This window comes from Hydrogenophaga intermedia, from assembly GCF_023715105.1.
Lineage (GTDB): Bacteria > Pseudomonadota > Gammaproteobacteria > Burkholderiales > Burkholderiaceae_C > Hydrogenophaga > Hydrogenophaga intermedia_A.
Window position 1 is genome coordinate 115,328 of the sequence record NZ_JAMBNO010000009.1, and the last position, 12,617, is coordinate 127,944.

Here is a 12,617-nt window from a genome sequence, read left to right on the forward strand (position 1 = left end):
GCGCACCGCGTGAATCCTGGTTTGCGCGCGCTGGCCTGGTTGCTCTGGGCGCTGGCCGCCAGCGCCTGGGCTGACCAGCCCGAACCCTACGACGCGCGCGTGGTGCGTGTGTTCGACGGCGACACGGTCTGGGTGCAGCCCGCCGCGGGCGGGCGTTGGCGCAAGTTGCGCCTGGACGGTATCGACGCCCCCGAGATCTGCCAGACCGGTGGCCTGGCGGCGCGCGATGCACTCGCTGAACGCGTGCTGGGCGAGATGGTTCAGGTGACAGAGCGAGCGAGCGATGACTACGGCCGCGGCATCGTGCGTTTGACGTCGCGTGGCGATGACATCAACCGCTGGCTGGTGCAATCGGGGTACGCCTGGGCCCATCGCTGGCGCGGCCGTGGACCGTACACGGGTGCGGAAGACGCGGCGCGGCGTGATCGGCGCGGGCTGTTCGCCGACGAGACGCCGCAGCCGCCACGCGACTTTCGCCGCCAGCACGGGCCGTGCGCAAACCCGCCGCGGGCGCTCTCAGCCGTGCGTTGAGCCGCAGACCGGGCAGTGCGGCCGGCGCGGCAGCGCGATCTCGTTGAACGAGAGATCGCGGCCTTCGATCATGAGCAGCCGCCCCACCAGCCGCGAACCCATGCCACCGAGCAGTTTGAGCGCCTCGGCCGCCTGCAGCGTACCCACGATGCCCACCAGCGGCGCGAACACGCCCATGGTGGCGCACAGCACCTCCTCCACGCCACTGTCCTCCGGGAAGACGCAGGCGTAGCAGGGCGCTTCGGGCTGGCGCGCGTCGTACACGCTCAGCTGACCGTCCAGACGGATGGCGGCGCCCGAGACCAGCGGCTTGCGGTGCCTCACGCAGGCGCGGTTGAGCAAGTGCCGGGTGGCAAAGTTGTCGCTGCAGTCGATCACCACATCGGCTGTGGGCACCAGCGTGTCGAGCAGTGCTGCATCGGCGCGCTGCACCAGCGGGGTGAGCTGGACGTCGGGGTTGATCGCGGCCACGGCCTCGCGCACCGATTCGGCCTTGGGCCGGCCCACGCGGGCCAGGTTGTGCGCGATCTGGCGCTGCAGGTTGGTTTCGTCGACCGTGTCGTGGTCGACCACGGTGATGCGGCCAACGCCGGCGCTGCCGAGATACAGCGCCACCGGTGAGCCCAGGCCACCGGCGCCGATCACCAGCGCGTGCGAGGCCAGGAGCTTCTCCTGGCCCTCGACACCGATCTCTTCGAGCAGGATGTGGCGCGAATAGCGCAGCAGCTGGGCGTCGTTCACCGCGCCACTCAGTTCTCTTTCTTCTCTTCGGTGCGCACGCTCAGCGACTTGCTCACCAGCACCGGGCGGCCCTTGAGCTGGTTGAGTGCCTGCTGCAGCTGGAAATCCTTCTCGCTGCCGAACTCGGGCACCAAGCGCTGGCCCGGGGCCTTGCGTGCTTCCTCTTCGAGCTTCTTGCGCGCCGCCTCGCGGGCTTCCTCACGCTTTTGCTCGGCGTCGCGCTGAGCATCCGTCATGCCGCCGTGCGGCGCGCCGCCCAGGCTGTTGTTCAGGTCTGCCTCGCGCGTGCGCAGCGCAGCGAACAGGTTGCCGTCCGGGGTTTCGTCCACCAGCACGTCGGGCACGATGCCCTTGCCCTGGATCGAGGTGCCCGACGGTGTGTAGTAGCGCGCCGTGGTGAGCTTGAGGCCGGTGTCGGGCCCGAGCGGGCGCACCGTCTGCACCGAGCCCTTGCCGAAGGTCTGGCTGCCCATGATGGTGGCGCGTTTGTGGTCCTGCAGGGCGCCGGCCACGATCTCGCTGGCCGATGCCGAGCCTTCGTTGACCAGCACCACGAGCGGGATGCGCTTGTAGATGCCGTTGGTGGCTTCGGTCAGTCGGCGCACCGGGTCGCTGCCGCCGCGGCGCAGGTAGTGCTGCGGAATCGCTTTGTAGGTGAACTTGCTGTCGGCCAACTGGCCATTGGTGGACACCACGGTCACGTTCTCGGGCAGGAACACGGCCGAGAGCGCCACGGCCGCGTCGAGCAGGCCGCCCGGGTCGTTGCGAAGGTCGAGCACCAGGCCCTTCATGTTCGGGTCGGCGCGGTAGAGTTCTTCCAGCTTGCGCGCAAAGTCCTCGGTGGTGCGTTCCTGGAACTGCGACACGCGCACCCAGGCGTAGCCGGGTTCGACGGTGCGCGACTTCACGCTCACGGTCTTGATCTCTTCGCGCGTGATGTTGACGGTGAAGCTGCGGTTCTCGTCGCGGCGCAGCACGGTCAGCAAGACCTTGGTGCGCGGCTCGCCGCGCATGAGCTTGACGGCCTCGTTGATGTTCAGGCCCTTGACGGCGGTGTCGTCGATCTTGGTGATCAGGTCGCCGCTCTTGAGGCCGGCACGAAAGGCGGGCGAGTCCTCGATCGGCGAGACGACCTTGACCAGACCGTCCTCCATCGTGATCTCGATGCCCACGCCGACGAAGCGGCCGCTGGTGCCCTCGCGGAATTCCTTGAAGGACTTCTTGTCGAAGTATTGCGAGTGCGGATCGAGACTGGCCACCATGCCCGAGATGGCGTCGGAGATCAGCTTTTTCTCGTCGACCGGTTCGACATAGTCGGTCTTGACCATGCCAAAGACGGCGGCGAGCTGTTGCAGCTCTTCCAGCGGCAGCGGGGCGAGGGTGTTGCGGGCCACGGCCTGCAACTGCACGGTGGTCAGGGCACCGGCCACGGCACCGATGGCCACCCAGCCAGCGATCTTGAGCTTGGAAGCCGCCTGTTTCGTCATGGAAAACACCTTTGGGAGAACGCGCAAGGGCCTGTCAAACCCCTGCTGGGCCAATATACACCTTGGAGGGTGGCATGCCCCGGGGGTTCCCGCCCTTGGGGGCTGGTTTTCCCGACGGGTGTGCGGTTCGTCCGGTGCCCGGTTCTCAGGCCTTGCCCTGTGCGGCCACCGCCGCGGCGGCGCGGGCTGCCGCTTCGGCGTCGCCCAGGTAGTAATGGCGGATCGGCTTGAGGTCGGCATCCAGTTCATAGACGAGCGGGATGCCGTTGGGGATGTTCAGGCCCACGATGTCGGCGTCGGAGATGCCGTCCAGGTACTTCACCAGCGCGCGGATGCTGTTGCCGTGCGCTGCCACCACCACGCGCTTGCCCGACTGGATGGCCGGCGCCAGCGCCTCGCTCCAGAACGGGATGACGCGCGCCACGGTGTCCTTGAGGCACTCGGTCAGCGGCACTTCCTCGGGCTTGAGCCGGGCGTAGCGGCGATCGCCGCGTTCGCAGCGCGGGTCGGTGGGCTCCAGGGCCGGCGGGGGGGTGTCGTAGCTGCGGCGCCAGACCAGCACCTGCTGATCGCCGTATTTCGCGGCCATGTCTGCCTTGTTCAGGCCCTGCAGCGCGCCGTAGTGGCGCTCGTTCAGGCGCCAGTTCTTCACCACCGGCAGCCAGGTGCGGTCCATGGCGTCCAGCACGTACCAGAGCGTGTGGATGGCCCGCTTGAGCACGCTGGTGTAGGCGATGTCGAAGTCGTAGCCCTCGGCCTTGAGCAACTGACCGGCCGACATCGCCTGGCTCACGCCGGTGGGCGTGAGGTCCACGTCGGTCCAGCCGGTGAAGCGGTTCTCGAGGTTCCAGGTGGATTCGCCGTGGCGGATCAGGACGAGCTTGTACATGGCGCGAAGGGCAAGGAGGTTGGGGGAGCGGACCGGCAAAGCCCGTCATTCTAAAATCCCGGGCTTTGCAGATTCGCCAAGGTGCCACCGTGAGCTTTTTCATCGACAACTGGGTCCTCATCGCCGTCGCGTTCGCCTCCGGCGCCATGCTGGTCTGGCCCGCGGTCAAGGCCGGCGGCCGCGCGGGTACCCTCAACGCCAACGACGTGGTGATGCTCATCAACCGCGAGAAGGCGGTGGTGGTCGATGTGTCCGATGCCAAGGAGTTCGAGGCCGGTCACATCATCGGCGCGAAGAACCTGCCGCTGGACGAGCTGGAGGCCAAGCTGCCCGGCGCGGTGAAGAACAAGGGGTTGCCGCTGGTGCTGGTGTGCCCGAACGGCGCGCGTGCCAACCGTGGCGTGGCGGTGGCGAAGAAGCTGGGCTACGAGAAGGCGCAATCCCTGACCGGCGGCATGGGTGCCTGGCGCGCCGCCAGCCTGCCCGTGGAAAAAACCTGATCATCGGGCGTTCGGGTTCCACGGGTTTGCGCATGTCCTCCAGCAAAGTCACCATCTACTCCAGCGACTACTGCCCCTACTGCCACCGTGCCAAGGCGCTGTTGCAGGCGCGCGGCGTGACCGACTACGAAGAGATCGTGGTCGACGGCAGGCCCGAGTTGCGCTCGCGCATGACCGAGCTCACCGGTCGCACCAGCGTGCCGCAGATCTTCATCGGCGACACCCATGTGGGTGGCTGCGATGACCTGCATGCGCTGGACGCGCGTGGCGGCCTGGCACCCCTGCTGCAGGCGGCCTGACGCCCGACATGGCCGCGCCAGCCGCGGCTGACATAATCGAAGGCTGTGCCCGCTGAGGGAACATCCCCGGCGGGCTTTCGCATTCCCGACACCCGAGAGACACCATGGCCGACAACGACACCCCCGTCTTCCAGATCCAGCGCATCTACCTCAAGGAGGCCTCGCTGGAGCAGCCCAACTCGCCGGCCATCCTGCTCGAGCAGGAGCAGCCCACGGTGGACATCCAGCTCGGCGTCGATGCCCAGCCCGTGGCCGATGGTGTGTACGAGGTGCGCGTGGCGGCCACCGTGACGACCAAGATCAAGGACCGCACGGTGTTCCTGGTCGAGTGCAAGCAGGCTGGCATCTTCGAGATCCGCAACCTCCCGCAGGACCAGATGGGCCCGATCATGGGCATCGCCTGCCCGCAGATCGTCTACCCCTACCTGCGCGGCAACGTGGCCGACATCATCCAGCGCGGTGGTTTCCCGCCCGTGCATCTGGCCGAGATCAACTTCCAGGCCATGTACGAGCAGCAGCAGGCGCAGGAAAGCGCTGACGCGCCGCGCATCATCACCTGAGCGAGCCCATGACAGCCGCGCCCCCGCCGCGCACCCTGGTGCTGGGCGCCGGCGCCTGGGGCACCGCGCTGGCCATCGGCGCGGCCCGCCACGGGGCGGCGCGCGTGACGCTCTGGGCCCGCGACGCCGGCCAGGCGCGCGACATCCAGGCGCGTCGCGAGAACACCCGCTACCTCCCCGGTCATGCCCTGCCGGACACGCTGGACGTGGCCGGCGGTGATGCCCGCGCGCTGACGGCCGATGCCGGTCTCGTCATCATCGCCACGCCCATGGCAGCGCTGCGCGAGTGGCTCACCGCATTGGCGGCCCTGCCGGTGCCGGTGGCCTGGCTGTGCAAGGGCTTCGAGCGCGCTCGCGCCGCCGACCAGCCCGGCCTGCTCGGTCATGAGATCGCGGCCGAGGTGGCGCCCACGCTGCACACCGGTGTGCTCAGTGGCCCCAGCTTCGCGCAGGAAGTGGCGCGCGGCCAGCCCACCGCGCTGGTGGCCGCCAGCGCCCATGCGGGCGTGCGCGACGCCCTCGTCGCGGCCTTTCACGGCCCCACGCTGCGGGTGTATGCCAACGACGACGTGGCCGGTGTCGAGGTGGGCGGTGCGGTGAAAAACGTGCTGGCCATTGCCACCGGCCTGTGCGACGGCCTTGGCCTGGGCCTGAACGCGCGCGCCGCGCTCATCACGCGCGGCCTGGCCGAGATCACCCGCCTGGGCGTGGCGCTCGGCGCACGGCCCGAGACCTTCATGGGCCTCTCTGGCCTGGGCGACCTGGTGCTCACCGCCACCGGCGACCTGTCGCGCAACCGCCAGATCGGCCTGTTGCTGGCGCGCGGACAGACGCTGGCACAGGCGGTGGCTTCCCTGGGCCACGTGGCCGAGGGCGTGTACAGCGCACAAACGGTGGCGCAGCGCGCCCGCTTGCTCGGCGTGGACATGCCCATCACCGAGGCGGTGGTGGCGCTGCTGGAAGGCAGGCTGCAACCCGCGCAGGCGGTGGTCGAACTCATGGGGCGCGACCCCAAGCGCGAAAGCGCCTGAACCAGGCACGGCTCGCACGAGCGCGGCCGGCGCTGGCGCCGCAGCGGACGGTCAGATCTCCAGGTTGTCGATGAGGCGGGTCTTGCCCAGCCAGGCGGCGCCCAGCACGACGAGCGCATCGCCGGGCTGTGGCGGCTGCAGGTCTTCGCGGCGGCGCACACACAGGTAGTCGGGCTTCCAGCCGCGCGCAGCCAGGCCCTGCATCGCGCGCGCTTCCAGCGCCGGCAAGTGGCGCTGCAGGTCATCGGCTGCGGCCAGGGCATCGCGCCCGAGCGCGCGCAGCGCCAGCGAGAGTTGCACCGCTTCAGCGCGTTCGGCCTCGCTCAGGTAGCCGTTGCGCGAACTCAGTGCCAGCCCGTCGGGCGCGCGCTCGGTGGGGCCGGCCACGATGTCGATCGGCAGCGCAAACTGCCTGACCATGCGCCGGATCACCATGAGCTGCTGGTAGTCCTTCTGCCCGAACACGGCCGTGCGCCGGCCCTTGGCCTCCGCGAAGGCGATCTGGAACAGCTTCATGACCACCGTGCACACGCCCGTGAAGAAGCCGGGGCGGAAGTGGCCTTCGAGAATGTCGGCCAGGTCGGGCGGGGGCAGCACCTTGAAGCCTTGCGGTTCGGGGTACATGTCGCGCTCGCTCGGCGCAAAGACCACGTCGCAGCCCGCGGCCGCGAGCTTTTCGCAGTCGGCCTGGAGCGTGCGCGGGTAGGTGTCGAAATCCTCGTGCGGCGCGAACTGCAGTCGGTTGACGAAGATGCTCGCCACCGTCACGTCGCCCAGCGGGCGCGCGGCCTTCACCAGGGCCAGGTGTCCGGCGTGCAGGTTGCCCATGGTGGGCACGAGGGCGGGCGCATTGAAGGGCCGCAGCGCCGCCCGCAGGTCGGCGATGGTGTGGACGACTTGCATGGTCACCAGGCGTGCAGGGAATCGTCGGGAAAGCTGCCGTTCTTCACGGCCGCCACGTAAGCGGCCATGGCCTCACGAACCGAGCTCGCGCCGTCCATGAAGTTGCGCACGAACTTCGGGTTCTTGCCGAGGTTGATGCCCAGCATGTCGTGCATCACCAGCACCTGGCCGGCCGTGCCCTTGCCGGCGCCGATGCCGATGGTGTGGCAGCGCGGCAGTTGTTGCGTGATCTCGGTCGCCAGTGCGGCGGGCACCATCTCCAGCACCAGCATGGTGGCGCCGGCGTCCTGCAGTTCGAGCGCGTGGCGCTTGAGCGTGAGGGCGGCCGTGTCGTCGCGGCCCTGCACGCGGTATCCGCCGAGCGCGTGCACCGTCTGGGGCGTGAGACCCAGGTGGGCGCAGACGGGAATGCCGCGTTCGACCAGGAAGCGCACCACCTCGGCCGTCCAGCCACCGCCTTCGAGCTTGATCATGTGCGCGCCCGCGTGCACCAGTTGCGCCGCGCTGCGCATCGCTTGTTCCTTCGACTCGTGGTAGCTGCCAAAGGGCAGGTCGCCCAGCAGCCAGGCCGTGCCCTGCACGCGGCGAAGGCCGCGCGCCACGCTCTCCACGTGGTAGGCCATGGTTTCCAGCGTGACGCCGGCGGTGCTGGCCAGGCCCTGGCACACCATGCCGAGCGAGTCGCCCACCAGAATGCACTCGACGCCCGCCGCGTCGGCCACCGCCGCGAAGGTGGCGTCGTACGCGGTGAGCATGGTGATCTTCTCGCCGCGCTCGCGCAGCTCGGCCAGACGCGGCAGGCTCACGGGTTTGCGCGCGGGCAGCGGCGATGCCGACGGCAGCGTGCCGTAGGGCGTGGCGGGGGTGGGGTTGCTCATGTCGGAGACCGGCAAATGCCGGGCGGTGAACGAGAATGGCGGACTATAGTGCATCGCACCATTCGGGCGCCTCTCAAGCGCCCTGTTCTCCACGATGAAACACCTCTCCGAATTCGACGCCAACGACCTCGCCGCCCTGGCCGCGCAGGAGGTGGCGCGCGCCCTGGCCGAAGACGTGGCCACCGGTGACCTGACGGCCGCGCTGATCGACCCGCAGCGCCCGGCGCGCGCGCGCATCCTCGCGCGCGAAAGCGCCGTGATCTGTGGCACTCCGTGGGTGAACGCTGCCGTGCACGCGCTCGATCCGCAGGCCACGCTCACCTGGCACGTGGCCGAGGGTGCGCGCTGCCAGCCCGGGCAGACCGTGCTCACCATCGAAGGTCGCGCGCAGCCGCTGCTGTCGGCTGAGCGCACGGCGCTCAACTTCCTGCAACTGCTCTCGGCCGTGGCGACGGTGACCGCCACCTACGTCGCCGCCGTGGCGGGCACGCGCGCAGCCATCGTGGACACGCGAAAGACGCTGCCCGGCCTGCGGCTGGCACAGAAGTACGCGGTCAAGACCGGGGGGGGCGTGAACCACCGCATCGGCCTGTTCGACGCCGTGCTGATCAAGGAGAACCACATCGCCGCCGCAGGCGGCGTGGCGCAGGTGCTGCAGCGCGTGCGCGAGACGGCGCCGGCGGCGCGTTTCGTGGAGATCGAGGTCGAAACGCTGGCGCAACTGGACGAAGCCCTGGCCAGCGGCGCCACCATGGTGCTGCTCGACAACATGGACCTGCCCACGCTGCGCGAGGCGGTGCGCCGCAACGCGGGCCGCGCCATCCTGGAGATCTCGGGTGGTGTGAATCTGTCCACCGTGCGGGCCCTTGCAGAAACCGGGGTGGACCGCATCTCCATCGGTGCCCTGACCAAGGACGTCAAGGCAATTGATTTTTCCATGCGCTTCGAAGCGCTGTGAGGTGACACCATGAGCCAGGCCGCAGACATCATCGACGTCGAATACGAACAGCCCGCCTGCCCCACGCAGCACGCCTGGGCACGGGTGCCGGTCGAGCCCGGGCCGAAGCAGCGCGCCGAGCTCATGGAGAAGATCAAGCGGCTGCTCAAGGAGCGCAATGCGGTCATGGTGTCGCACTACTACGTGCACCCGGACCTGCAGGACCTCGCCATCGAGACCGGCGGCATCGTGAGCGATTCGCTGGAGATGGCCCGCTTCGGCCGGGACCACCCGGCCACCACGCTGGTGGTCTCGGGCGTGCGCTTCATGGGCGAGACGGCCAAGATCCTGAGCCCCGAGAAGACCGTGCTCATGCCCGATCTCGATGCGACCTGCTCGCTTGACCTCGGCTGCCCGATCGAGCAGTTCAGCGCCTTCTGCGACGCCAACCCCGACCGCACGGTGGTGGTCTACGCGAACACCAGCGCGGCGGTGAAGGCGCGCAGCGACTGGCTCGTCACGAGCAGCTGTGCGCTGGACATCGTGCGTGCGCTCAAGGACAAGGGTCACAAGATCCTGTGGGCGCCCGACAAGCACCTGGGTGCCTACATCCAGCGCGAGACGGGCGCCGACATGCTGATGTGGAACGGCTCGTGCATCGTGCACGACGAGTTCAAGGCCTTCGAGCTGGCCGAGCTCAAGAAGCAGCACCCGCAGGCCAAGGTGCTGGTGCACCCCGAAAGCCCGGCTGACGTGATCGCGCTGGCCGATGCGGTGGGGTCCACCTCAGGCATCCTCAAGGCCGCGCGCGAGTTCGACGCGCCCGAGTACATCGTGGCCACCGACAAGGGCATGATGCACATGCTGCGCCAGCAGAACCCGGGCAAGCTCTTCATCGAGGCACCCACCGCGGGCAACAGCGCCACCTGCAAGAGCTGCGCGCACTGCCCCTGGATGGCCATGAACGGCCTGGCCGGCGTGGCCGCGGTGCTCGAAACCGGGCGCAACCAGATCCATGTCGACCCCGCGCTGATCCCGCGCGCGCGCCTGCCGATCGACCGCATGCTGGCCTTCACCGCCGCGCACAAGGCAGGGCACGACGCAGGCGCCCTGGTGCCCGACATCGGCGCCGCGTGATCAGCGCCCGGGCGGTACCAGGATGGTCGGCTTGGCTTGCGGCAGCATGTCCGGGTAGTCCAGGCTGAAGTGCAGGCCACGGCTTTCGTGGCGCAGCATGGCCGACATCACGATCAGGTCGGCCACTTGCACCAGGTTGCGAAGCTCCAGCAGGTCGCGCGTGACGTGGAATTGCGCGTAGAACTCCTGGATCTCGCGCTGCAGCAGGGTGATGCGGTGCGCCGCGCGCTCCAGCCGCTTGTTGGTGCGCACGATGCCCACGTAGTCCCACATGAAGCGGCGCAGCTCGTCCCAGTTGTGCGAGATCACCACCATCTCGTCGGCATCGGTCACGCGGCTGTCGTCCCACTCGGGCAGCGCGGGTGGGGCGCCCAGCGGTGCGCTGCGGATGGCACCCACGGCGGCCTGCGCAAACACCATGCATTCCACGAGTGAATTGCTCGCCAGCCGGTTGGCGCCGTGCAGGCCGGTGCAGGTGGTCTCACCCACCGCGTACAGGCCGCCGATCTCGGTGCGGCCATCGAGGTCGGTCACCACGCCGCCGCAGGTGTAGTGCGCGGCCGGCACCACGGGAATCGGCTCCTTCGTGATGTCGATGCCCAGCTCCGCGCAGCGCGCCAGGATGTTGGGGAAGTGCTCGCGCAGGAACTCGGGGCTCTGGTGCGAGATGTCCAGGTGCACGCAGTCCAGGCCGTGCTTCTTCATTTCGTAGTCGATCGCGCGCGCCACCACATCGCGCGGCGCGAGTTCGGCGCGCGGGTCGTGGTCGGGCATGAAGCGGTGGCCGCCCAGGTCACCCAGGTGCGGCGGCAGCTTGAGGATGCCGCCCTCACCGCGCACCGCCTCGGTGATGAGAAAGCTCTTGGCGTGCGGGTGGTAGAGGCAGGTGGGGTGGAACTGGATGAACTCCATGTTCGCCACCTGGCAGCCCGCGCGCCAGGCCGCGGCGATGCCATCGCCGGTGGCGGTGTCGGGGTTGGTGGTATAGAGGTAGACCTTGCCCGCGCCGCCCGTGGCCAGCACGGTGTGTCGCGCGGTGAAGGTGACCACCTCGTCGCGCACGGTGTCGAGCACGTAGGCGCCGAAACAGCGGTGCCCGCTGCCCGAGCCCGGCACACGGCGGTCGGTGATGAGGTCCACCAGCATGTGGTGCTCGAACACCGTGATGCCGGGCGTGTCTTTCACGCGCTGTACCAACGTGGCCTGCACGGCAGCGCCGGTGGCGTCGGCCGCGTGCACGATGCGACGGTGGCTGTGGCCGCCTTCGCGCGTGAGGTGCAGCTCGCCGGCTTCGGTGGAAAAGGGAACGCCCAGCTCTTGCAGCCAGGCGATCGCTGCGGGCGCGTTCTTGACGGTGAACTCGGTCGCCTCACGGTCGCTCAGGCCGGCACCGGCCACCAGCGTGTCCTCTACGTGTGACGCGTAACTGTCGCCTTCGGCCAGCACGGCCGCGATGCCGCCTTGCGCCCAGTTGCTGGAGCCGTCGAGCAGGGCGCGTTTGGTGATCACGGCCACGCGGTGCGTGGCCGACAGGTGCAGCGCGGTGGTCAGTCCGGCCAGGCCGCTGCCGATCACCAGCACGTCGAATTCTTGGGTCATGGGGCGGGTATGGGTTGGCGGCGCGGCCCCGGCGGCTCAGGCGGCCGTGGTGTACGCCAGGCGCACGTAGATCGGTGCGAAGGCCTCGGCCTGGGTCAGCTCGATCAGGGTTTCCTTGGCCAGCTCGAGCATGGCGATGAAGGTGACGACCAGCACCGGCTGGCCCTTGCTCACGTCGAACAGCTCACCGAATTCGACGAACTGGCGACCCTGCAGCTTGCGCAGCACGATACTCATGTGCTCGCGCACCGAGAGTTCCTCGCGGCTGATCTTGTGGTGCTGCACCAGCTTTGCGCGCTTGAGGATGTCGCGCCAGGCGCTTTGCAGGTCCAGTGCATTGACGTCAGGAAAGCGCGGCACCAGGGCCTGCTCCACATAGACCTGCGCGCGCAGGAAGTCGCGTCCATACTGTGGCACTTCAGAGAGGCGCTGCGCGGCGAGCTTCATCTGTTCGTACTCGAGCAGTCGGCGCACCAGCTCGGCGCGCGGGTCTTCGGCTTCTTCGCCCTCGGCCGTCTTCTTGGGCGGCAGCAGCATGCGCGACTTGATCTCGATCAGCATCGCGGCCATCAGCAGGTACTCGGCCGCGAGTTCGAGGTTGCTGGCGCGGATCTCCTCGACATAGGCGAGGTACTGGCGCGTCACGCCGGCCATCGGGATGTCGAGGATGTTGAAGTTCTGCTTGCGGATCAGGTAAAGCAGCAGGTCCAGCGGGCCCTCGAAGGCTTCGAGGAAGACGCGCAGCGCGTCGGGCGGGATGTACAGGTCCTGCGGGAGTTTGAACAGCGGCTCGCCATACAGCCGCGCGAGCGCGACGCCGTCCACCACGTTGGGCAGCACCTCGTCCAGGCCTTGCGGGGCCTCGTCGAGGATCGGCGCCGGCTCGTTGCTCACTTCAAGCCGGGCTCGGTCTGGTAGACGTAGGGCTTCTGCGCCACGCGGGCGGCCTCTGCCTGGGCAGCGAGTTCGCGGTCGATCTGCTTGTCCCACAGCAGCGCGCGGCCCTGGCGCTGCGCCTGCTCCAGCCCGGGGCGGCTGGCCTTGAGCTGGTCGATGAACTCGGTGGCTTCGGAGCGGTAGTCGGGGCGGCGAAAGAACGACATGGCGTGGCTTATCCGGGGCGGG

General features: G+C 68.8%; 15 protein-coding genes. 7 read left to right on the forward strand and 8 right to left on the reverse strand.

Annotated elements, in window-relative coordinates:
- Positions 1-9 precede the first annotated feature (9 nt).
- Complete coding sequence (locus tag M3149_RS10285; RefSeq protein WP_251709214.1) at positions 10-531, forward strand: thermonuclease family protein; 522 nt, start codon at positions 10-12, stop codon at positions 529-531.
- Here M3149_RS10285 and M3149_RS10290 read toward each other — a convergent pair.
- The 3 genes from M3149_RS10290 to gpmA all read right to left on the reverse strand — a co-directional run bounded on the left by M3149_RS10290 (position 517) and on the right by gpmA (position 3,648).
- Positions 517-1,272 (reverse strand): HesA/MoeB/ThiF family protein, encoded by a 756-nt coding sequence (locus M3149_RS10290; RefSeq protein WP_251709215.1) that lies wholly within the window; start codon positions 1,270-1,272, stop codon positions 517-519. The two genes, M3149_RS10285 and M3149_RS10290, sit on opposite strands and share 15 nt — an antisense overlap.
- A gap of 8 nt (positions 1,273-1,280) precedes the next feature.
- Positions 1,281-2,759, reverse strand: coding sequence for a S41 family peptidase (locus M3149_RS10295; RefSeq protein ID WP_251709216.1), 1,479 nt, complete (start codon positions 2,757-2,759; stop codon positions 1,281-1,283).
- 145 nt (positions 2,760-2,904) lie between these two features.
- Positions 2,905-3,648 carry a 2,3-diphosphoglycerate-dependent phosphoglycerate mutase gene (gpmA, locus tag M3149_RS10300; protein WP_251709217.1) on the reverse strand — a complete coding sequence of 248 codons (744 nt, stop codon included), beginning with the start codon at positions 3,646-3,648 and terminating at the stop codon, positions 2,905-2,907.
- 89 nt (positions 3,649-3,737) lie between these two features.
- Here gpmA and M3149_RS10305 point away from each other — a divergent pair, with 89 nt between their 5' ends.
- The 4 genes from M3149_RS10305 to M3149_RS10320 all read left to right on the forward strand — a co-directional run bounded on the left by M3149_RS10305 (position 3,738) and on the right by M3149_RS10320 (position 6,038).
- A complete protein-coding gene (locus tag M3149_RS10305) occupies positions 3,738-4,148 on the forward strand; it encodes a rhodanese-like domain-containing protein (protein WP_251709218.1) in 411 nt (136 codons plus the stop codon).
- 32 nt (positions 4,149-4,180) lie between these two features.
- Complete coding sequence (gene grxC / locus M3149_RS10310) at positions 4,181-4,447, forward strand: glutaredoxin 3 (protein ID WP_251709219.1); 267 nt, start codon at positions 4,181-4,183, stop codon at positions 4,445-4,447.
- 104 nt (positions 4,448-4,551) lie between these two features.
- Positions 4,552-5,007, forward strand: coding sequence for a protein-export chaperone SecB (secB, locus tag M3149_RS10315; RefSeq protein WP_251709220.1), 456 nt, complete (start codon positions 4,552-4,554; stop codon positions 5,005-5,007).
- Between the two features lie 8 nt (positions 5,008-5,015).
- Entirely contained in the window at positions 5,016-6,038 is a 1,023-nt protein-coding gene (locus tag M3149_RS10320) for an NAD(P)H-dependent glycerol-3-phosphate dehydrogenase (RefSeq protein ID WP_251709221.1), read from the forward strand.
- A 51-nt stretch (positions 6,039-6,089) separates the two neighbouring features.
- On the opposite strand, the gene panC is transcribed toward M3149_RS10320, so the two are convergent.
- On the reverse strand, positions 6,090-6,941 hold the full coding sequence (panC, locus tag M3149_RS10325) for a pantoate--beta-alanine ligase (protein WP_251709222.1): 852 nt from the start codon (positions 6,939-6,941) through the stop codon (positions 6,090-6,092).
- 2 nt (positions 6,942-6,943) lie between these two features.
- The gene (gene panB / locus M3149_RS10330) at positions 6,944-7,819 is read right to left on the reverse strand and encodes a 3-methyl-2-oxobutanoate hydroxymethyltransferase (protein WP_251709223.1); all 876 of its coding nucleotides are present in this window, start codon (positions 7,817-7,819) and stop codon (positions 6,944-6,946) included.
- 94 nt (positions 7,820-7,913) lie between these two features.
- Between panB and nadC the strand changes: the two genes are divergently transcribed.
- Both nadC and nadA read left to right on the forward strand, forming a co-directional pair.
- Positions 7,914-8,777: a carboxylating nicotinate-nucleotide diphosphorylase gene (gene nadC, locus M3149_RS10335; protein WP_251709224.1), complete on the forward strand. Its 864-nt coding sequence runs from the start codon at positions 7,914-7,916 to the stop codon at positions 8,775-8,777.
- 9 nt (positions 8,778-8,786) lie between these two features.
- Entirely contained in the window at positions 8,787-9,893 is a 1,107-nt protein-coding gene (gene nadA / locus M3149_RS10340) for a quinolinate synthase NadA (RefSeq protein ID WP_251709225.1), read from the forward strand.
- Here nadA and nadB read toward each other — a convergent pair whose 3' ends face one another.
- Genes nadB through M3149_RS10355 form a run of 3 tightly spaced genes read right to left on the reverse strand, consistent with a single transcriptional unit; the run spans position 9,894 to position 12,595 of the window.
- Positions 9,894-11,492: an L-aspartate oxidase gene (gene nadB / locus M3149_RS10345; RefSeq protein WP_251709226.1), complete on the reverse strand. Its 1,599-nt coding sequence runs from the start codon at positions 11,490-11,492 to the stop codon at positions 9,894-9,896. It lies immediately after the preceding gene.
- 36 nt (positions 11,493-11,528) lie between these two features.
- A complete protein-coding gene (locus tag M3149_RS10350; protein WP_251709227.1) occupies positions 11,529-12,386 on the reverse strand; it encodes a segregation and condensation protein A in 858 nt (285 codons plus the stop codon).
- Positions 12,383-12,595, reverse strand: a complete 213-nt coding sequence (locus M3149_RS10355) for a DUF3460 family protein (protein ID WP_251709228.1) — start codon at positions 12,593-12,595, stop codon at positions 12,383-12,385. Before M3149_RS10355 ends, M3149_RS10350 begins: the two co-directional genes overlap by 4 nt.
- Positions 12,596-12,617: the final 22 nt, after the last annotated feature.

Coding starts and splice junctions, on each gene's coding strand:
- grxC (WP_251709219.1), top strand. CDS start 4,181: ATGTCCTCCAGCAAAGTCACCATCTACTCCAGCGACTACTGCCCCTAC.
- panC (WP_251709222.1), bottom strand. CDS start 6,941: ATGCAAGTCGTCCACACCATCGCCGACCTGCGGGCGGCGCTGCGGCCC.
- nadB (WP_251709226.1), bottom strand. CDS start 11,492: ATGACCCAAGAATTCGACGTGCTGGTGATCGGCAGCGGCCTGGCCGGA.
- secB (WP_251709220.1), top strand. CDS start 4,552: ATGGCCGACAACGACACCCCCGTCTTCCAGATCCAGCGCATCTACCTC.
- M3149_RS10295 (WP_251709216.1), bottom strand. CDS start 2,759: ATGACGAAACAGGCGGCTTCCAAGCTCAAGATCGCTGGCTGGGTGGCC.
- M3149_RS10320 (WP_251709221.1), top strand. CDS start 5,016: ATGACAGCCGCGCCCCCGCCGCGCACCCTGGTGCTGGGCGCCGGCGCC.
- M3149_RS10355 (WP_251709228.1), bottom strand. CDS start 12,595: ATGTCGTTCTTTCGCCGCCCCGACTACCGCTCCGAAGCCACCGAGTTC.
- gpmA (WP_251709217.1), bottom strand. CDS start 3,648: ATGTACAAGCTCGTCCTGATCCGCCACGGCGAATCCACCTGGAACCTC.
- nadA (WP_251709225.1), top strand. CDS start 8,787: ATGAGCCAGGCCGCAGACATCATCGACGTCGAATACGAACAGCCCGCC.
- nadC (WP_251709224.1), top strand. CDS start 7,914: ATGAAACACCTCTCCGAATTCGACGCCAACGACCTCGCCGCCCTGGCC.
- panB (WP_251709223.1), bottom strand. CDS start 7,819: ATGAGCAACCCCACCCCCGCCACGCCCTACGGCACGCTGCCGTCGGCA.